Origin of the sequence: Aureimonas sp. D3 (assembly GCF_001463805.1) — a bacterium.
Taxonomy (GTDB): domain Bacteria; phylum Pseudomonadota; class Alphaproteobacteria; order Rhizobiales; family Rhizobiaceae; genus Aureimonas; species Aureimonas ureilytica_A.
Window position 1 is genome coordinate 111,255 of record NZ_BBWM01000052.1, and the last position, 18,555, is coordinate 129,809.

Here is an 18,555-nt window from a genome sequence, read left to right on the forward strand (position 1 = left end):
ATCGTCTTTCCAGAGGAAGCGTAATCCGGAGCAAAATCGAAGATACTCACCGGAACGCTCCCGGCACACGAGCCTCAAGGAGCGGGCGCATCGCCTCGATCGCGAGCACAAAGGGGCGCCCATCAGCGCCGCCGATCCATCGCGGATCGTCCGATGTCGGGTCGCCGACCGCGAACTGATACCCTCCCTTCACCGCTACAGGCTTGGCCGCTTTGAGATCGGCCGCGCTGTAGGGTTTGCCGTTCTCGCGGACGGCTGGGGACGTGAAGAATGGCCTACCGACTCGCGAACGTTCGCCCTCCTTTGGCAAGAGATCGTTATCGCGGATCGCGTCAATCACTTCGTCAAATCGATCCGCACGGATCGAAGAAGGAACGATGACTTCAGGATGATCGGCACCTATGCCGAAGAGCCCGCCTCGGGAAACAGTGGTGATGCCCCCATACTGCACGTCACCCTCGAAGACCGCGCCGGACGCTTCCTGCAAAGCGCGCTCGAACACGGGAACGGCCGCCTCGCTCTTGGGATCGATGCCGGTTTTCTCCAGACGTGTTTTGGCGATGGCTTCAGCCGTTGCGATCGCGCGCGTTCCGAACGCGGGCGCGCCGGCATAGGCCCCGCCGAACGTCTGCTGAACGACGAATGCCCGCCGCTTGTCATCAAGGATGGCCGGGCGTGCTTTTCCGTCAGCGCCCTTGCCATAGCCTTCGATCACGTCGGCCGCAGCCTTGGGCGATCCGCCGCCGGCGAGGATGATGCCGGCTTGCGCCACAGCGGGGGCGTCGTCGTGAAGTTCACTCAAGACGGCACCCACGCGCGGCCCGGCACCGCGCACGATGCCGGCGGCAAGCGAAGCGGCATTCGCTGGGTTCTGTTCCACCATGGCGCGGATCGCCGCCGCTTCGCCCGGCTTCAGGTATTTCGGCGTCACCCCGAAATGTTCGGCCGCCAGCTCGGCGCGCTCCACGCGCAGCTTCACGCGGCCGATCAGGTCATCGGGCGATTGCGCGTCGATCAGCGAGCCCTCTTCTGGCGGCAGAAGCCCTTTGCGCTCGGCGAGCCCGACCGGGTTTTCCTTCGCCTGCGACTTCATCCGCTCCAGCTCGGCGCGCGCGAAATCCGCCGTGCCGTTCGTCACGGCCGAGGCGTCGCGCTCCAGGCCGAGGACATAGGTTTCGGCCTCGTTCAACGGTTTATCGCGCAGGATGCGCGCGGCGCTGACCTTCTCCATGGTTTCATTGACGATCGCCGCGCCCTTCGGGGCCGTCTTCCGGTCGAGCATGAAGCGGCCCATCTCGGCGCTATCGACCTCGATGCCGGCGGCGACGCGCTCGGCGATCGAATCCCCTCGCGCCTTCAGCGTCCGATCGGCTTCCGAGCCGATGCGATGCTTCTCGCCACGGGTGCGATCCAGCGTTGCCTCCAGCTCGGCCCATCCGCCGCCGTCGATGCCGGCCAGTCCGCCGCTGGCGAAGTCCTTGCGCATGGTCTCCTTCAGCGCCGCGACCTCTTCGGGCGTCTTCAGAAGCTCGGCCTGTCGCCCATAGAACGCGACGGCCGTCTGCCGCCTACTTGCGAGCTTGGCCTTGGCCGCGTCGTCGGGATCGAGGATACGGCGCGCCACGGCACTATCGAAATGCGCGTCCAGCGCCTGCTGGCTCGACGCGATCGCCTCGGCCGCGTCATCGCTCGTGGGATCAAAAGCGGCGACGTTCCGAGCGGTGACCGTTTCCATCTCGGCGGCGCGCGTTAGGAAGTCCGCTCGGTCGGTCTGCTTCCGACGCTGGTCCAGGCTCTCCCGCGCCAAATTCCGGTATGGCTGCGTGACATGGAGAAACGCCTTATCATAATCGGCGGCAACCTCAGGGAACACATGGTCCTGCATGTGGACGGTGCGCAGGGCTTGGAAGGCCCCATCAAGCGCGGCGGGATCATCTTTGAACCGCTGATAAACCGCATCCGCGTCGGCGCGGATCGTCGTGTCGAGCTGTTCGAGATATGTCCGCATCCCGGCCGCGTCATAGGCGCGCCCGTACACCGTAATCGAATTTGTTGGTCGCCAGCCGCCACCCTTTGCGCGAGCGGCCAGCGGCTCGACCGTGCGTGATACGCTCGGCGGCCCGACACTTTCGGGCGCGACGGCCGTCGCGGCAGACGCGCCGGGCGAAGGCGTTGATGCAGATGGTGCGATCGCCTCAATGGCAGCGGCCGCGCCCGTGGGGGCCGGCGTCGGCGCGAGCGCGTGGGCGGCGGGCGCACCCGCCTCGTAGCCCTCACCGAACGCGCCCGCCCAGAGCGTGTTGGCGAGCCTGTTGTCCCAACCATGCCCGGCGCGCGGCGTCCGCGCGGTGTAGCCCTTGGGGCGCTCGAAGTGCATGAGGGCTTCGGCCGCCGACGTGTAGTCCGTCGCCGTCTGAAGCCGGTTCCAGGCGAGGCGTTCGCCGGGGCTCGTCTTCAGCTCATGGACGAAGAAGTCCATCTGCGTATCGACATCGCGCCAATTCGCCCCGCGCGACTGCGCGAAACTCTGCAAGGCGGTGCGGCGCTCGTTGCGCCATTGCCAGACGCCCGACGAGGTTCCGCTATCGCCATCCGGCCCGGCTGCGTTCAGAGAGCTTTCCTGCCGGCCATGGCCGACCGAAGCCGCCGCTGCAACGTGACTTAAACCGCGCTTCCGAAGCCCTTGATAGATATAGCGTCCGCGATCATCCAAGTCCTTCCCGCCGGTCGCGGGGGCCGGCAGGGGCTGACCGGACGCGGAATAGGCCAGCGGTGCGCCGCCGGTCGTGGTGGTGGTGACGCCGCCGGAAATCTCCGATGGACGAGGTCCGTTCGCTGCCAGATCGCGTTGACTGTCGATCGTGGCTTCCTTCTCTCGGAAGGCGTCGGCAATCTGGTCGGCCATGGCGGCCGTGCGGGCGAAGGCTTCCGCGACGCGGCGTTCGGGTCCACCGTCCGGACGATCGACCGCCAGAAGCCCGTCCTGCAAGACGGGCGACACGCGGAACGGCTTGTAGGCGACTGGCGAAGGGTTCTTGTTCATCGCCGTCAGCCCCGCATTCCGAAGCGCGCCGCGCCCTGAAGCAGTGCCACGGCGCCCGTCTTCTTCGCGGCGCGCCGGGTAGAAGCGGCCTGCGTCTTCAGGTTCGACGCCCGTTCTTCCAGGCGCGCCACGCGCGAGCGTTCCGTCCCGATCGAGGTCTCAAGTCCGATGTCGGCCTCACGGAAGGCTTCCTGCCGCGCCTGGCTCGGCGTTCCGAACGACAGATCGACGCCCGAGGCGGCATAGCTCGTCGCCTGGTCGCCGATGGCATCCATCATGGCCCGCTTGATGGAGGACCGTCTTTCAATGCCTTGCAGCGTTTCGTTCGATTGCTGCATGATCGCGTCCTTGGCCGCCAGATCCTGGTTCGTCGCCTCGATCTCGGCCGCGTCGTTGGCCGCGCTGACGGACATGAGCGTCGCCGTGCCGGCGAGAATGCTGGAGATGGTCGAGCCGAGCGATCCGATCGACAGTCCGGCACTGGCCGCAGCACCCGCACCGGCCGCCGCGCCGGCGCCAGCACCGGCCGCAGCCGTGCCGCCGATCCCCAGGGCGGAACCGACACTCGAAAACAGCGTGGTGAATGCAGCCGCGATCGGCGCCATCACAGTTTCTCCTCGAAGGTGAGATTGCGGACCCAGAGCGCACCGGGCCGGGTTTGCGAGACGGTGACGGTCGTGTCCTCGATCGCGCCCGGAATGCCCGCCACTGTGACGAGCTGCGTCTTGGGCGCCATCGGCAGGTCGGTCGGATCGGAAGTCCGCAGCAAGGACACGTCGCGCGGCGCCGTCCCGTTCGCGCCGATCGCGATCGAGGTCGTGGACAGGACGTTCGCCTTCACCGTATGGACGCGGCCGGGGCGGCGCAGCACCTGATCGCCCGGCAGAACCCGAACACGCGGCATAGATTCGAAGAGCGGCGCGACCCACAAGCCGACCGACATGGCGGTGGACGGGAAAGGCGTCGTGATCGCGCCGCCGGACACCGTGAACGGCCCGTCCACGAAGCCGCCCGAGGTCATGATCCAGACCTTGCGCCCTTCGAAGGGCAGTCCGGTGAGACGCCCGGCCGTGTCGCTGGTCTGATCGAGCGCACCCGCCAGCCAGGAACCCGGCGCCAGCCATTCATATTGCAGCCCGTCCGGCCGTTCGACCGCCAGCCAAAGCCGGTTGGCCGCATCGACCCCGATGGAGCGCACGGGTCCGCCGGCGTCATATTCGAAGAAGGCCGTGATCTCCTGATCGCGAATGATGGTCGCGCAGACAAGACGCCCGTCCGAGCGCAGGAGCCAGAGGCGCGGCGCGTCCGTGTCGTCGGTGCCGCGCTGAAGGTCCGACATGACGACGCCATCCACCAGATGGCTCGCCAGAAGCGATTCTTGGCGCGCCGTGAAGGCGGTGGACAGGTCGTCATAGGCGGTCGAGAACAGAACGCCGCCGCGCTGGGCGACGAAGTAGATCCGGTTCTCGATCTCGGCGGGCCACGTCCCGCGCTGGAGACCATTGCGGCCGGTCTCCACGAAGTTCGAGGGCTCGTTTCGCGTGATCGTCCGGTTGGTCGCGAAATATTCCGCCTCGTCGGTGAAGACGAGCAGATATTGCCGGGCCGTGACGTGCAGGATTTCTTCGGCCGAGTTGGTTCGCAGGGCTTCCAGCTTCGCGCCGTCGCTGCGCTGGGCCTTGATGTTGACGTTGAAATACTCGGCCGTCTGCGACAGCAAGAGCGCGGAGGGCCGCGCCTTCAAACCGGCATAGGCCAAGCGGTCCTGTACGATCGCGACGACGCCCGGCCAGCCGCGAGAGCCCGACATGAGCGGTTCGCCATCGGTGCGACCGATCTGCGTATGGGTCGGCAGGATCGAGACCGAACCCGTGTTCACGATCTGGGACGTGACGCCATATTCCGAGCCGGACTGAGCGCCCCCGAAATTGAGATAGAAAATCCGAAGCCCGTCAGCTTCCAGAGCGTCGAGCGATACGGTGACGCCACTCCCGAGTGACGGCAGCTTCTGGACCTGCGCTTGCAGGCGCGCAGCCAGGTTGAGCCATTGCGCTCGCGATGCGCTTTGAACGGCCGTTCCGAGCGCCTGCGCCTCGATCGTCTCCCCGTCCACCGTGAGGGACACGACAACGTCGGTCATGTCGCCGCTCGGCGCCCAACGCAGGTACAGGGTCCAGCGATCGTCCGTCTTGGGATAGCTGCCGCCGAAATCGTGGTCGGGGATGCGCTCGAAGGGCCATTCGTCCAGGCTCCAAGCGGCGTCGCTCTGGCGCAGCACCCGAAGCGGCTTCAGGTCTTTGTGGAATATCCCGATCGTATCGCCTTCGAGATAAAGGTTCGCCTCGGCGGCAATCGCGGCTGACACGCCGGGAAGATTGATCTGGGCGACACGCTCGAAGCCGAGGAAAATATCCAGCCGACCCGGCAGGAGCGCGATGAAGAACGACTTCTCGCGGCTTTGCTTCAGACGCCAGAAGCGCGGGGCGACGGCCGATCCCACGGGGAGAATGCGCTTGGTGCCCGGAAGATTGCGAAAGCCCGCCTGCGCGACGGGCTCGATGTTCCGGAACCGCAGACCGGCGGCGTAATATTGCTTGATGTCGATGCGGCCAGCGAGTTCACGAGAGAACTCGCCGGCATTCATGGACTGCTGACCGGAGCCGGGGCGCGCCACCATTCAGAGCCACCGCGCGTCGGTCAGCGGATCGGATCGCAGAAGCGGCGAGGACACGGGAGCGGCGGCGCGATCCTGCGCGACCAGGCGGCCGAATGCGCCGCCGGTGCCGCCCTGTGCCGGGGTGCCGAAGGCCGCCGCCCACAGCTCGGCCGCCAGCCCCTCGTCCTGTTGCATCGGCACGGCCAGGCGCGAGGCGAGCGCCGTGGTGAAGGCCGTGCGGAAATTGGGCTCCCAGGCCACGGGATCGACTTCGACCTTGCAGCGCGCCCAAACGGCGGGCTCGTGCGCGAAGAGCGTCCCGCCTTCGATCGTGTAGGTCCGCAAGACGGCTTCGCTCTGGACGACGGCGCGCAGCACCAGGAGCGGGGCGCCGAGCCGATCGCCGGGCAGCTCGAACCCGTAGGTCCAGCCATTGTCCGGCTTGGCCGCCAGGCGTGTGAGGCGCGAGGTTCGCCGCGCGAAGGTCCAGTCGTGGAGGCCGAAGCAGATGTCCACCACGTCGGGCCAGACGGCGTCGATCGCGCCGTTGGCGAAGCTTTCGTCATCGAGCGAGAAGGACGGCGCCTGGCCGAGCTGGATCAGCGCGCGATTGATGATCGTCGCCTTGTCGATCGGCTGGGCCACGGCGCCGCCCTCGCCTTACGACGCGACCGTGACGGCGTTGCCCGACACGTCCGTCACGATGAGGTCGAGTTTCGCCGGCGCTCCATCGACAGCGACCGAGCAGAAGATGCGATCGCCCTTCTTCAGGTTGCACTTCTGGCGCGCGTCGTTGAAGTAGCCGGCGGCCGTGACGGTCGCCGCTGCGTCCGTGGTCGAATAGACGTAAGCGTTCGACTGGTTGCGCGAGCCGCGATCGCTGGTCGCAAAGCGCGACAGCGCCTTGATGTTGAGAGCCATGGGGTTTCTCCGGAAGGGGGAAGGATCGGCGCGCTAAGCGCGCCGATGCGGCGTCAGGCGGCGATACGCTGGGTGCGAACCTGCGCCTTGACGCGCAGACGCTTCACGCCTTCGGGCAGGATGCCGATGGACGCGCCGGCGAGGCCAACCTTCGCCAACATTGGCGAGCCCTCGTAATCGGGATGGACCGAGATCGAGGGCGTTTCCTGATCCCACTCGGCTTCATTGCCCATGGCGTCCGTCGCCCACATGAACAGGTCGAGATAGCCGTTCACATTGAAGCCGTTGCCATCGGGGCCGGTGCCGAAACCGCCTGTGCCGAACACGAAATGTTCGTCGGGGATTTCGAGAAACTGGATGTTCATCCAGGTCTTCTTGCGCAGCCCCGTGTCTTGGGCGAATGGCAGCTTCGGCCCGACATAGTCGGCGTTGGCAAATTCCTTGTACATGGTGAGCTGATCGAACTGCGCGGTCGGGATCACGCACCAGATCGCGTCTTCGGCGCCCGATCCACGAATCTGGGCGCGCGCTTCCATGAGGTCGATCACGTCGATCAGCTTGGAGCCGTCGCCGATCGTCTTCACGCCGGCGGACCCGTCATTGGCGAACTTGTCGAGGGCTTCAAGCTTGAGGTTGTCGCGGCGACGGCGGATCGCGGCCGACAGCATCTTGCCGACCGCCGCCTGTTCGTTCGGCCCCTGACGGCGGGCGTCCTGCACGCGCAGCCAGGCCGACGCCTCGAAGTCGCGCATCCGGACTTCCGCCATGGCGAGGTCAGGGTTCGTGTTCTGGATTTTCTGGATCGCGCCGGAGAGCTCGTAGCTTTCCACCCGGCCGATGATCGGGAACTTGACGACACCCGCGCCGCCGTCGCCGCGCGCCATGGTGGCATCGAGAAATCCGCCGTTGGACTGGTAGCGTGCCCGGACCATGTCGCGGATTTTCTCACGATACCAAAGCGGTGCTTGCGTCGTCATGGATGACCCTCGCTGATGGACGATACACCGAGGGCCGAAGGCGGAAGGGAGCGCCCCTCCCGCATCGCGACCGTCCGGTTAGCAAGGTCAGGATGCGGGACGGCGGCAAGGCTTAAGTGCCGATCAGCCGGGATAGGCGGCTTCGTAATCCTTCTGGAGCTGGTCGTAGCTCGACTTGGAAAATTTCGGGTTGCCCGGCGTGTTCTCCGGCAACGCGACGCGGCGGCTCAACTCGTCCTTCGTGCTCGCACCAGCGGCCGAACTGCCCGCCCCGGCCGGGCGCGGCTCGCCCGCGCCGGTGAGCTGCGAGCGGAACCACTCGATCGCTTTATGCCCGTCCGCCGTGTCGCCCATCATCAACGACATGTGCTTGGCCGAATCCGCCGGAAGGCCGCGCTTCACCATGAGGTCGAGCCAGCCGAGATTGTCGTTCATGCGCTGGTCGATGCGCCGGTCCTGTTCCGCCTTCGGCAGCGACTTTGCGTCGTCGGGCAGAAGCGCGGATCGCTCGGCGGCCACATCGATCGGCGGTTCCAGAAGGCCCATTTCGGCCGCGCCGGACATATAGGCGCCCAGAATGCCATGAAGCTGCGCGGTGGTGACGCCCAGGTCTTTCGCCTTGGACGCGACCGCATCGAACAAGCCGTCCTGTTCGATCGTCGCATAATAGGGCTTCAGCTCGTCGGGAACGTCGCCGATCTCGCGATAAGCGGCCACGTCCGCTGGCACCTCGCCGCGCGCCGCGATCGCCGCCGTCAGCTTGTCGATCGTCTGATGGTCGGTCTCGCCGAAATACTGATCGGACAGACCCTCGGGCCGGTAGGTCTGGGGTGCAGCGGGCGCGTCGCCCTCGCCTGCGCCAGCCGGCGGCGGGGCCGGTGCGCCACCTTCTGGCGATCCGGCGGCAGAAGCGCCACCGCCACCGCCCTCGCCGTCCGGAGCGCGAAGGATCAGGTTCAGAAGGTTTCTCATGTCGCGGACCTTTGCTCGCGTTGCTGAAGAAGCGCCTCGCCATGGGCGAGCGCGTTCAGGATCACTTCGCCGACGCCCTCGATGCCCTGACGGGTCGCGGCGAGAAGCGCGGTTTCCTCCATCGTCCGGCCCGTGGCGCGAAAGGGCTGGCGAAAGGTGATGTCCATGAGCCATTCAACGAACTCGCGGCCGCGCGCCTCACGAGCCAGCGCGGCGAGGAATAGCGCCGTCTCGTCGCCGGGCTGGCCCTGGACCGGCTTGCCCTCGCGCGGGGCGAACATCGCCTCCAGCTCGTCCCATCCGCCGCCCCCGCCAAGCGAGGACAAGGGCTGCGCGTCACGCCGTCCCATCGCAACCGTCGTCATTCGGCCATGGCTCCCTCGATCACGCCCGGCGCGGCGTCTTGAACGACCTGCGTCAGCACGTTCTGGGTTTGCTGCGCCTGCATGTCGGATTGAATTTGCTGGCGCTCGTCCTCGTCGGGGATCAGCGCCTTATCGATGTGCAGGCCCTCGCCGATCCGGTCGAGAACCTTGTCGATATGGACGTAGAGCGGCACCTTGTCGGGGCCGGCGATCGCGCCGACCATCTCGGTATAGGTCGCGATCGACGCCAGGCGTTCGCCGTTCAGCGCCGCCGCCATGGGCGACTGCACGGCCGTCGCGATCAAGAACTGATCGATGTTGATAGGCGCCCCGAGAAAGCCGAGGTCGAAGAGGATTTCCGCGACGCGCGGCGCGATCACCGGCATGATCTCGTTTGTCAGGCGGCCGAACGCGCCGATATGCGTCTCGGCCTTTTGCTGAAGCCGGGCCGCGATCTCGGACGCCGCGCGCGGGGTGCCCTGGTACTCGGGCAAGCGCACGTCGAAGAGCGTCTGCTTGATCTGCTGTTGAAGCTCCCCGATCACCATGCGGGACACGTCCATGCGCCCCGAAGCGGGATCGATGCGCGAGACATCGGGGCCGAGAATGCCGCCCGTGGACTGCATCGGCCAGAACTCGCCGGGGCCGACCCGCACCGTATCCGGGTTGAACGTGCCGCCGGCGCGATAGGCCCATATGCCGAGCATCTGGATCGCGGCCGCCTTCAGCGCCAGTTCCTGCGCCTTGTTCAGTGTCTTGATCGACGGCAGCGCCAGAAGCACCGGGCCGCGTCCATAAGCTTCGCCGGGAACGCGGTAATAGCGCGGCACCGCGATCGGCTGCGTCTTCGACCAAGACGAGGCGATGAAGGTCGCATGATTGTCGATCGAGACACGGAAGTCCCACCCGAACTTGTTGCCGCCTGTCAGGGCGACGAAATCCTGATAGACCTCGACTTCCTCGTAAGCCTTGGCTGGGGCCTTGAAGTCGTCGGGATAATCGCCCTGCGGAAACGCCTCGACCAGCGCCTGACGCTCCATCTTCTGGCGCCAGGACACGAAGTTGACCTTGCCATATCCGTCCGTGCCGACCGCGATCTCATCGAACGGGATCGCGACGAACACCACGGGTTGTTGCGCGGTGCCCTTCACCGGCAGGATCGCGCCGGTTCCAACGCCCAGGTCGATGCAAAGCTCGTGGACGGCCATGTCCCAATCGCCCGTCAGAAAGAACGGGTACATGGACGTTGCGATCTTCTCCAATTCGCGATCGAGCTTGGCCGCACCCGGCCCGAGCTTCAGCTTGGCGAGCGGGCCAGACTGGAGCGTGAAGGGCTGCTGACCGGCGGGGAACAGATCGCGTTGGAGCGAGCCCGCGAAATACATGACCGAGGTCGTCGCCGTCATGTCGAACAGGCGATCCACCGGGTTCTTGGCGGTGCCATCGCCGCCCGGCCGACGATGCGGGATCGCGAACTCGTAGGCGTCTTGGTAGATCTTGTTCCAAGGCGCGCGCTTGGACCATATCTTGTCGCGGCGCATCTTGTGGGCGGCGAACTCTTCCACGCGGGTCAGCCCCCGAGCTTGCTGGCGAGACCGCCGGTGCTGGCGTCGGTGACGAACAGGCGGCGGCCGCGCGAGGGGCGACGGCTCGCTTCGGCATCGACTTCCGACTTGTTGAGCTGCGCGAGCTGCTGATCGTTGGCGACCTGCTGAATCTGGCGGGCGCGCTCGCTGTCCGCCCGCGCTTGTTCGGCCGCCTTCTTGCCGCCACCGCCGAACATCGAGCCCATGCCTATCCCCTCCAAATCCAGAGCCGCCCGCCTTCCGCGTCGGTTTCGAGAAACCCGGCCAGGCGCGCCATGCGCCGCCCGGCCCGGTTCGAGGTCCGGATGCGCGCGACGATGACGACGCCATGTTCCGCCAGGGGGCGCAGCATTAACTGCGCGACGCGCACAAGGCGCAGCATTGCGCCGCGCGCGGACGGGTCGAATAGGAGGCACAGCTCGCGAACATGCGGGCCTTCGGGAAACAGCGTCGCAGCCGCTGCCAGTCGCCCGCCGAGATAGACGCCGACCGTCTCGGACTGGCGCGCCTGATAGGTCACGATCCGCCGGACGCGCCGGTTCGCGCCGGCCAGGCGCATCAGCTCGACCACGGAGACGGGCGTCTCGACCCGTAGCTCAGACCTTGAAGACATCGAAATCGACGGCGGCGCGGCGAGACGACATGGCGATGACCTTCGCCGGACGGCCCATCTTCGAGGCGCCCACGATCGCGCCCAGGCGCCCGCGATGGCCAAGGCACAGATACTGCCAGGCGTCGTGAATGTGGGAGTATTCGTTCTTCGCCACCGCGAGATTGTCGGTCGCGCCCTTGCTGGCGAGCTTGGTCAGCTTGTAGTGCGCGGCAAAGCCGCCGATCGTCGTCTCGCAGCACGACGAGACCAGAAGGCGGGGCGTGTTGCCGTCGATCGGCGCGCCGAGATACCAGCGCACGGATTCTTGCCGAAGCGCCGGTTCGTTCGATGGGGCCGGCAGGATCGATATGTTCAGCGCGCGGGCGACGATCTCCATATGGGCCAGCTCCCCGGCCACCCGATCGGCCCCGTAGAAGGCGGACGGATCGGCCCAAGCTTCCGCGATCGCGAAGCCAGGGAAGTCGGACAGAAGCACCTCGATAATTTTTTCGGCGAATCGTGAGGGGCCCGTGCCGGGATCGGAGCAGATTTCCCGCAACATGCGGAGCTGCCCGTTCGGCATGAACTGTCCGATCCCGCAGGCGGGCGAGCCGCCGGCATCGAGACCAATTCCGATCGGCAGCCCGCGCATGGGCTTGAGCACCTGGTCGGAGCGGTGCCGCGTGTCGTCATACTCGGGATAGACGGGCTTGCCGTCACGGGCATAGCCGAACTTCCCGTGGACCATGCGCCGTACCATGTCTTCCGTCTGTGTCGCTGCCTCCAGCTCGTAGGAGGATCGCGGCTTGCCGACGCGGTTTTCGGCATTGGGCGACAGGCCGGACGGCTGCTGGTACAGGTTGAAGCCGGGCTTTCTCTCGCTGTTTTTGACGCAGAACCGATAGGTCCAATTGCTGACATCGGGCGGGTTCATGTCGCCCCAGATCATGCGCGGCAGGATCGTGTCATTCTCGCCCACCGACAGGCCCATGGCGGCATATTGCGCGCGGGCGTCGCGCGAGATGCGCGTCAGCTCCGAATCGGCGATCTGTTGCACGGGCGGATAACGGCCCGTGCGCTGGAAGAAGAGGCCCGGCACCTTCTCGTCCAGCATGTCGCATTCGTTCATCCAGCCCATGGAAATCTCATAGCCCTTGATGAACTGTTCGACGTTGGCGTCCCCCACCGCGCCCGTCTCAAGCTGAAAATCCACCTTCACCCTGTCGGCCCCGCGAAGGGTCCACCATTGCAGATGGTGCTTGATCGGGCGGTCCTGACCGCCGGAATAGCTCACTGTCCAGAGATGGTTTTCGGGGAACGCCTCCTTCCACGAGGCCAGCGCCGTGCGCTCGAAGTCGCGATAGGTGTTGCGGATGCAGGCGATCTTCACCCGCACCACGCCGTCATTGCAGACGGGCATGTAGGTCGCGGCCAGAAGCGGCCCCTTCATCACGGACGCGACCGTCTTCCCCGACCCCGCCGGACCCATGATGATGTCGATCGGTCCCTTGGACTGGAGGAAGGCGGCGCCCACCGGCCCCGGCGGTCGATAGTGCTGGAGGTTGATACCCATGTCCCGATCCCGCTTGCGGTCGGGCACCCCCGACCCGCCGGACCCTAGCGGGTTTCGCGGACCCTCAAGTGCGCGGGCCGGAACGGCTGGTGTGTGTGAGAGCGCACACCCCTGGTAGGGAGGGCGCGCGCGGGTTTTGAAGCGCGGCCGGGCGCGCGCGGTTTGGCGGGCGCGGCCGGGGGCGGTATCGGGCGAGTGCGCGCGTTATATGTCGCGCGATCTATTGCCGCGAGCGTAATGCGTCGTCGTTGGTCCCATGATTTTCAATCATGTGCGATACGCCGATTTCGTCAGCGATCACAGCGACTTAGCCCATAGGGTGAGACACCACCACCGCGCGTCTCACCTGCCCCGTTCGGCTAAGCTATTGTTCTTCCTCGACTTCCGCGATCTCGCCCGTCAGCGAGAAGACGCCGTCCGCGACCGCCTGCGATGGCATCTCGCCAACCACCAAAACGCCCAGCGACCGTTCTTCGACATGGACCTCAACCGGCCGCTTGCTTTCCATGTACGGCATCAGCTCGACATTCGCCTTGACGATGAACCCCATCGCTTCGGCCTTCTCGCAGCCGAGTTCCCGCGCCAGTTCGTCCGGACTGGCATTCGCCAGGGCCGCGAGGTTCAAGGCCGGGTGCCGGAAGCCCATGGCGAGGATCGTGTCCCGCATCGCCGTGGTGCGCTTGTTGGCGGCTCCCTTCGGCCTCCCGCGCCCTTTGGCCTTCTCAAGGGTTTCCGCCACGTGCCTGACCGGCCCTGCGAACAGCGGGCCAGCGTCGCCGAAGAAATCGTCCTGCTCGGCCTCGATCGCCGCCGCCGGATCGCTCGGATTTTCCCGCGTGTGTGCCACTCACAGCCCCAATTCTGCCGCCAGATCAGCGAGTTGGTCTATTTGCCCTCTATTATATTCGCCTTGAGTGCGCCGGATCGCCTAATTGGCTTCTAATTGCCGATCTAATTGCGATTGGCCTGTACTATCAAATACATACCTACCGAAATTAGATAATTAGAAAATTAGATCGTCACATGTATGCACGCGCGCGCGCATGGATATACGCGCGGGCGCGCGAAGGAGCGTCTAATTTCTAATTTCACCCGCTAAGCTGCTGATTTCTTTCACCTATTGCAATTAGATCGGCAATTAGAAGCGTCTAATTGGTCTAATTGCGAGGGGCGTCCACCCGATCCCCGCTGGCGAGAGACCCCACCGTGTCATGGCCGCGCCCCTCTTAAGTGCCCGTAGCGTAGCGGACCGGATCGACCCATGTCGAGAGGGACGATCCGCGCGGGCTCCGCTTTCACCCCAGCAGGGCGAGGGACGAAAGGTATGGGCAGGCCAGTTAGTTCGCCTTCGCCGCCCGCGATGAGCGCCATTTATCCCAAAGGTGGCGGATGCCACGCCCAAGCATGTAGAGAACGCCGACGTAGACGACATCGAATGCAACTACGACCAACCATCCAGCCGTCGTCAGTTGAACAACCTCCAGTCCGTGCTCCATTCGCCAAGCCGAAGAACGCTGGTCGGAAAGCGCTGAAAGTCCGAGGGAAATACCGAGCGGAATAAGGCAGGACAGCCAGTGCAGACGCATTGCGCCGAATATGATCGCCAGCATGATTCGCTCCTACGTTGTGGAGCGTCGAGCCTTACCCGCCTTTTCGGCTGCGTCCAGCCAGCCAATCGCGCAGGATGATGCGCAGGGCTTCGGGCCTTGTGTCCGCAGGAATTTCGGCCATCGCAGCATCAAGGGCTGCAAGATCGTCAGCCTGCAAACGGACCTGAACGGGCGTACCGATACCCGTTGCTGGCCTTCCGCGCTTTTTTCTGGATGCAGGAATGCTTGACGACATGACTTACTGCAACCATAAAAGAACGAGCCGAACAAGAGCTTGCACCCTCTTGAACGGCTCTAACCCGAGCCATGGAGCTTACCCATGCCAGAGGCTGCGCCCTCTATAACCCGACGCGCCTTCATGCGCGAATCCGCCGTGCTGGCGAGCTTATCCGCCCTGCCCGCCCACGCGACCACCCCGGACGGTCTCCCCGATCTGATCGCCCGCCATCGCCTCGCAGAAGCCGCTTGGCTCGATCTGGACGCCGCCTATGGCGACCACCAAAGCCCACACCAGGAGCGCCACGTGCAGGCCGCCTATGCCACGCAGGCCAAGCATTTGACCGAGCTTCTAGCCTTCCGCCCACGCTCGATCGAGGATGCCCAACTTCGAACCGCCTATCTGGTCGATGGTCCCTGGTGCGGCAGCATCCCGACCTAGGCCGAGATCACTGCCCTGCTTCGATCCCTCCTGCCGGAGAACCATCAATGAGCGAGCTACCGGATGAGCCTTCCAACCCGGTTGAACCCGTCGTGTTCACACGGCGCGGCACCGTGTTCGCCAACAGCCGCGACGTGGCAAAATTCTTCGAGAAGGAGCACCGCCACGTCCTGCGCGACATCGACAATTTGATTGCTGAGATGTCAGAGGGGGGTCTGCTCAATTTTGAGCAGGGGGGTCTCCCCAATTCTGGGGAGGGGGGTATGCCCAATTTTGGGCATACCCCCTATGTCGATCCCCAGAACGGGCGCACCTACCGCTCCTTCGACATGGACCGCGACGGCTTCACCCTTCTCGCCATGGGCTTCACCGGGCCAAGAGCGCTTAAATGGAAGCTGCGCTACATCGCGGCCTTCAACGCCATGGAGGCCACGCTCAAGGCCGGCGCGCCGGCCCCAGGCGCCCTCACCTTCGAACAGAAGATGCGCTATCTCGAATTCATCCGCGACACGCTGACGGCCGATGACGTGCGCATGGCCGCGCGCGGTCTGGGCCTGCCTGTCGGATCAGGGGGCGGCGCGTCACCGCCCCTCGCTCTGCCGGCACACGAGATCGAGCCCGGCCCGACCGTCGAGGACGGCCGCCGATGCCTCGCCCTGCTATCGGGCTACGATCTGGCCGGCGAGACGATCGCCGAGCTGATCCGCGCGCAAGCGAAGGAGGACGTGAAGGCCATGCAGAAACTGCTCCAATTCGGAATTCATACGGATTGGGACGCGGAGACAAGGACGACGCTCGTCGCCATCTCGGCGCAAAATCAGCGCATTCACCGCATCTTCATGGCAACGCCCTGGAACCACGGTCTTTGGGACTTGGCTTTGTTGCAACTTCCCGGCGCTCGCGCCATCGAGATACCAGCCCGCAAGACGCAAAGGCGCGTCATCCGCACGAGACCCACGATCCTCCTGCCGATCGTCCTCTTTACCGCGTCTTAGCAAACAGAGATTGGAGTTGGCTTGGCCAGATCATTTAGCTGTGCCAACATCGCAAGCACCCACCTGCCGCGGAATCGAATCTATCATGCCGTCAACAAGCTTAAGTTACAGAGATGTCGGCGCAATACATCTCACTGATAAGGCATTAAAGAGCTTCGCGCGCACAGCAGAAGAATTCACCGGAGGAAAATGCGAATTTGAAATAACCTTTGCAGATAATTATACGATAAAAGATGAAAGTATCGATGCAATCATAGCCAGCGACCTTTTCAGAACGTCGCTAGCGAAGGGGTTTAAGGTTTCATCGATCAACAAAAAGGGTGAAGTATCTCATTACTTTACCCTTGAGGCCGAAGAGTTCGTTTCGGAGGGCCGAGTAACCGCCAGATTGACTGGAGAGCTTGCAGCACTTCGCTCAGCGAAGAGTGCCATAGAGGATGAAGTCATAACATCAAAGCCATGGTATAATATATTATATATAACAAGCATAAACGTTTGGCTTTTCCTTATATTGCCGATTATATCGCTTTTTATTGGAATTCCATTATTTTATTCACTAATCTCATATTTACCGCAAACAAAAAAGGATGTTGTCATAAGCGCACTATTCATAGCGCTATTCTCTGGATTCAATATTGCATCGTTGGCATTATATATAGGAAGCAAAATCAAAACATACCTGTGCCCACCGTTCTTGATTGAGATAGGAAAGGGCGAAACTTTAGCGAAGCATCAGAGCGATCTTCGGAAGCGCAGCCTCTTTTTTGTAGTCCCTACTGCGCTTACCGCAGTCTGGGCTTGGGTGCGAGCAACGTTTGGCGCTACATGAGCGCTGCTTTACATGGCCGTCAGCTCTCGGCCGTGTGCTTAGTGAACGCGTCCAGATCGATGAGCTGGCAATAGAGCGTCGAGCGATTGAGCGTCATGTTGTGCTCATTCTTCGGCCGCCTGAGAACCACGTGCTCCGGTCCCTGACGCAGGGCGGCGAACCACACGCCGCCGCGCCAGATGGTGTCGGCGTAGATCTTCTCCAGCGCCGGCCCCTTGCCGGGAATGGCGAGCGCGTAGCCCTCGCAGCATTTGCCGCGATCCTTCAGTCCCAGACCGGCCGCCTTGAGGCGGGATTGAGCCTCGCTGAAGACCAGGCCCACGTCGCGCTGTTGCAAGTCCTCGATCACGCCGCCGATCGTCGGCCGCTCGCCCGAACGCCAGGCGTCGATCGTAGACGCCAGCAGGTGCTCGATGCAGGCTTGCCAATTGTCCGTCTGCTCGGCGCGATCGTCGGCCGTCGCATCCGCGATCATCTCGCCGACGCGCGTCATCTCGGTTACGTCCAGCCCGGCCTCGCACATAGCCTCGTCGCCCAAGAGCATCTGCGCGGCCGCCAGAAGCGTCCCGTAAGTGTCTTGGGCGCGGGCGTCCAACCCGTTGTCGTGAAGCGCCCGCTTCCATTCGGGCAAGAGCTTCGTGTCGAAGTCCACGAATCCGTCCATCACCTGGCGCAGGATCATGCGGCCGTCATGCTCGAACATGTCGAGGCTCATGGCCTTCTTGTTCGCGTCGAGGCGGGACAGGTTCAGGATCGCCATGCGGCTCTTGTCCTGAACGCCGAGCGGCGGCGGGTTGATGGCCGAGAAGAGGAACGAGGATCGCGCCTGAAAATCGACGCCTTCATGGTCCGCACCGCCGCGATAGAGACGCGCGCCGGACGCCGCCAGGCGCGCCAGCTCGATGACGGCCGTCGCCTTGGTCGATCCCGGCTTGTTCTCCAGCTCGTCCACCGTAACGGGCAAGCTGTCCTGTTTGACGCGCTGATAGATGCCGGCGGCCGTCGTGTCGGCCGTGGCGTGAAGGCTCGTATCGAAGAGCCGCTGGATGATCCCGTGCAGGGTCGATTTGCCGACGCCGGCGCCGCCCGTGGTGAACACGATCGGCCGCCAGGCGAGCGCACCGCCCATATAGGCCGTGGCGAACCAGCCAAGAAACAGGATGGGGTCGATCGTCGGCCGCCCCCAGCTCCAGGTCTGCAATTGCTTGAGAAGCCGATGCGCCGGCGAGGTCGCGAGTGTGACGGGCTCGCCCCAAGGCACCTGCACTTCAGGCGCTTTGGTGTAGAGATGCCCCTCGCTCTCGCCCGGCTCCTCTTCGACCAGGGTGTTGCGATCGACGGTCCAGAGCGAGCCGCCGGAATGCCAGATGAAACGACCGCTCTTGTCCCGCCAGCCGCCTCGGCCGCGAACGCGGTCTTTCGGATCGAACAGGCCCTTCCTGTCGCCCTCGGCAATCAGGCAAGCAACGGCCTTGTCACGCTCCAGACGCTTGACCACCGCCGGCAACGGATCGCCGTTTTCGTCCTTGCCGGGGCTCGCCTTGGCCGGCCACGCCCAATAGGCGTAGTTGAGCCGCCGCCCGAACAAGCGGGCGAGCACGGGAAAGTCCCATTTCGTGATTTCCATGAGCTGGCCGGACACGGACACGCAGTACGTGACTTCGCCATTGTGGCCGAGCACCTTCACGGGGCAGTCGGGAGGCATGTTGTCCCAAGGTGCGCCATGCCACTCGCCAGCTTTGATACCCTTGCGGAGCGCATCCGGGCCAGGCTCAATT

General features: G+C 64.4%; 18 protein-coding genes. 3 read left to right on the top strand and 15 right to left on the bottom strand.

Going from position 1 to position 18,555, the window contains the following annotated elements; all coding sequences use genetic code 11:
- Positions 1-46: 46 nt before the first annotated feature.
- From AUL36_RS15545 to AUL36_RS15610, 14 genes are all read right to left on the bottom strand, one after another.
- Positions 47-3,043 carry a phage tail tip lysozyme gene (locus tag AUL36_RS15545; RefSeq protein WP_062222200.1) on the bottom strand — a complete coding sequence of 999 codons (2,997 nt, stop codon included), beginning with the start codon at positions 3,041-3,043 and terminating at the stop codon, positions 47-49.
- Positions 3,044-3,048: 5 nt separating this feature from the next.
- A complete protein-coding gene (locus AUL36_RS15550; RefSeq protein ID WP_062222203.1) occupies positions 3,049-3,648 on the bottom strand; it encodes a hypothetical protein in 600 nt (199 codons plus the stop codon).
- Positions 3,648-5,720, bottom strand: coding sequence for a hypothetical protein (locus AUL36_RS15555; protein ID WP_062222205.1), 2,073 nt, complete (start codon positions 5,718-5,720; stop codon positions 3,648-3,650). The genes AUL36_RS15550 and AUL36_RS15555 overlap by 1 nt, the downstream gene beginning before the upstream one ends.
- Positions 5,721-6,344, bottom strand: coding sequence for a hypothetical protein (locus tag AUL36_RS15560; protein ID WP_062222207.1), 624 nt, complete (start codon positions 6,342-6,344; stop codon positions 5,721-5,723). It abuts the gene before it with no gap.
- A 15-nt stretch (positions 6,345-6,359) separates the two neighbouring features.
- Positions 6,360-6,620: a hypothetical protein gene (locus AUL36_RS15565; RefSeq protein ID WP_062222209.1), complete on the bottom strand. Its 261-nt coding sequence runs from the start codon at positions 6,618-6,620 to the stop codon at positions 6,360-6,362.
- Between the two features lie 53 nt (positions 6,621-6,673).
- Entirely contained in the window at positions 6,674-7,597 is a 924-nt protein-coding gene (locus AUL36_RS15570; RefSeq protein WP_062222211.1) for a phage capsid protein, read from the bottom strand.
- 123 nt (positions 7,598-7,720) lie between these two features.
- A complete protein-coding gene (locus AUL36_RS15575; RefSeq protein ID WP_062222213.1) occupies positions 7,721-8,569 on the bottom strand; it encodes a hypothetical protein in 849 nt (282 codons plus the stop codon).
- The gene (locus tag AUL36_RS15580) at positions 8,566-8,934 is read right to left on the bottom strand and encodes a hypothetical protein (protein WP_062222214.1); all 369 of its coding nucleotides are present in this window, start codon (positions 8,932-8,934) and stop codon (positions 8,566-8,568) included. Before AUL36_RS15580 ends, AUL36_RS15575 begins: the two co-directional genes overlap by 4 nt.
- Positions 8,931-10,499 (bottom strand): portal protein, encoded by a 1,569-nt coding sequence (locus AUL36_RS15585; protein WP_192843846.1) that lies wholly within the window; start codon positions 10,497-10,499, stop codon positions 8,931-8,933. The genes AUL36_RS15580 and AUL36_RS15585 overlap by 4 nt, the downstream gene beginning before the upstream one ends.
- 5 nt (positions 10,500-10,504) lie before the next feature.
- Positions 10,505-10,726, bottom strand: a complete 222-nt coding sequence (locus tag AUL36_RS24255) for a hypothetical protein (protein ID WP_062222218.1) — start codon at positions 10,724-10,726, stop codon at positions 10,505-10,507.
- Between the two features lie 2 nt (positions 10,727-10,728).
- Entirely contained in the window at positions 10,729-11,133 is a 405-nt protein-coding gene (locus AUL36_RS24260; protein ID WP_210168865.1) for a hypothetical protein, read from the bottom strand.
- On the bottom strand, positions 11,117-12,685 hold the full coding sequence (locus tag AUL36_RS15600; RefSeq protein WP_062222222.1) for a hypothetical protein: 1,569 nt from the start codon (positions 12,683-12,685) through the stop codon (positions 11,117-11,119). Before AUL36_RS15600 ends, AUL36_RS24260 begins: the two co-directional genes overlap by 17 nt.
- 364 nt (positions 12,686-13,049) lie before the next feature.
- A complete protein-coding gene (locus AUL36_RS15605; RefSeq protein ID WP_062222224.1) occupies positions 13,050-13,532 on the bottom strand; it encodes a hypothetical protein in 483 nt (160 codons plus the stop codon).
- Between the two features lie 490 nt (positions 13,533-14,022).
- Positions 14,023-14,295, bottom strand: coding sequence for a hypothetical protein (locus AUL36_RS15610; protein WP_062222226.1), 273 nt, complete (start codon positions 14,293-14,295; stop codon positions 14,023-14,025).
- Between the two features lie 358 nt (positions 14,296-14,653).
- On the opposite strand from AUL36_RS15610, the gene AUL36_RS15615 reads away from it, so the two are divergent.
- The 3 genes from AUL36_RS15615 (at position 14,654) to AUL36_RS23860 (ending at position 16,777) form a co-directional block, all read left to right on the top strand.
- Positions 14,654-14,953, top strand: coding sequence for a hypothetical protein (locus AUL36_RS15615; protein ID WP_062222228.1), 300 nt, complete (start codon positions 14,654-14,656; stop codon positions 14,951-14,953).
- A gap of 47 nt (positions 14,954-15,000) precedes the next feature.
- Positions 15,001-15,948, top strand: coding sequence for a Rha family transcriptional regulator (locus AUL36_RS15620; RefSeq protein WP_062222230.1), 948 nt, complete (start codon positions 15,001-15,003; stop codon positions 15,946-15,948).
- An 85-nt stretch (positions 15,949-16,033) separates the two neighbouring features.
- Positions 16,034-16,777, top strand: coding sequence for a hypothetical protein (locus tag AUL36_RS23860; protein ID WP_156418413.1), 744 nt, complete (start codon positions 16,034-16,036; stop codon positions 16,775-16,777).
- A gap of 19 nt (positions 16,778-16,796) precedes the next feature.
- Here AUL36_RS23860 and AUL36_RS15625 read toward each other — a convergent pair whose 3' ends face one another.
- The gene (locus AUL36_RS15625; protein WP_062222231.1) at positions 16,797-18,482 is read right to left on the bottom strand and encodes a hypothetical protein; all 1,686 of its coding nucleotides are present in this window, start codon (positions 18,480-18,482) and stop codon (positions 16,797-16,799) included.
- Between the last annotated feature and the right edge of the window lie 73 nt (positions 18,483-18,555).

What these genes read in the sequence shown, in the direction of transcription:
- AUL36_RS15545 (WP_062222200.1), bottom strand. Translation starts at nt 3,043, where the DNA reads ATGAACAAGAACCCTTCGCCAGTCGCCTACAAGCCGTTCCGCGTGTCG.
- AUL36_RS15550 (WP_062222203.1), bottom strand. Translation starts at nt 3,648, where the DNA reads ATGGCGCCGATCGCGGCTGCATTCACCACGCTGTTTTCGAGTGTCGGT.
- AUL36_RS15555 (WP_062222205.1), bottom strand. Translation starts at nt 5,720, where the DNA reads ATGGTGGCGCGCCCCGGCTCCGGTCAGCAGTCCATGAATGCCGGCGAG.
- AUL36_RS15565 (WP_062222209.1), bottom strand. Translation starts at nt 6,620, where the DNA reads ATGGCTCTCAACATCAAGGCGCTGTCGCGCTTTGCGACCAGCGATCGC.
- AUL36_RS15570 (WP_062222211.1), bottom strand. Translation starts at nt 7,597, where the DNA reads ATGACGACGCAAGCACCGCTTTGGTATCGTGAGAAAATCCGCGACATG.
- AUL36_RS15575 (WP_062222213.1), bottom strand. Translation starts at nt 8,569, where the DNA reads ATGAGAAACCTTCTGAACCTGATCCTTCGCGCTCCGGACGGCGAGGGC.
- AUL36_RS15580 (WP_062222214.1), bottom strand. Translation starts at nt 8,934, where the DNA reads ATGACGACGGTTGCGATGGGACGGCGTGACGCGCAGCCCTTGTCCTCG.
- AUL36_RS24255 (WP_062222218.1), bottom strand. Translation starts at nt 10,726, where the DNA reads ATGGGCTCGATGTTCGGCGGTGGCGGCAAGAAGGCGGCCGAACAAGCG.
- AUL36_RS24260 (WP_210168865.1), bottom strand. Translation starts at nt 11,133, where the DNA reads ATGTCTTCAAGGTCTGAGCTACGGGTCGAGACGCCCGTCTCCGTGGTC.
- AUL36_RS15600 (WP_062222222.1), bottom strand. Translation starts at nt 12,685, where the DNA reads ATGGGTATCAACCTCCAGCACTATCGACCGCCGGGGCCGGTGGGCGCC.
- AUL36_RS15610 (WP_062222226.1), bottom strand. Translation starts at nt 14,295, where the DNA reads ATGCTGGCGATCATATTCGGCGCAATGCGTCTGCACTGGCTGTCCTGC.
- AUL36_RS15615 (WP_062222228.1), top strand. Translation starts at nt 14,654, where the DNA reads ATGCGCGAATCCGCCGTGCTGGCGAGCTTATCCGCCCTGCCCGCCCAC.
- AUL36_RS15620 (WP_062222230.1), top strand. Translation starts at nt 15,001, where the DNA reads ATGAGCGAGCTACCGGATGAGCCTTCCAACCCGGTTGAACCCGTCGTG.
- AUL36_RS23860 (WP_156418413.1), top strand. Translation starts at nt 16,034, where the DNA reads ATGCCGTCAACAAGCTTAAGTTACAGAGATGTCGGCGCAATACATCTC.
- AUL36_RS15625 (WP_062222231.1), bottom strand. Translation starts at nt 18,482, where the DNA reads ATGCCTCCCGACTGCCCCGTGAAGGTGCTCGGCCACAATGGCGAAGTC.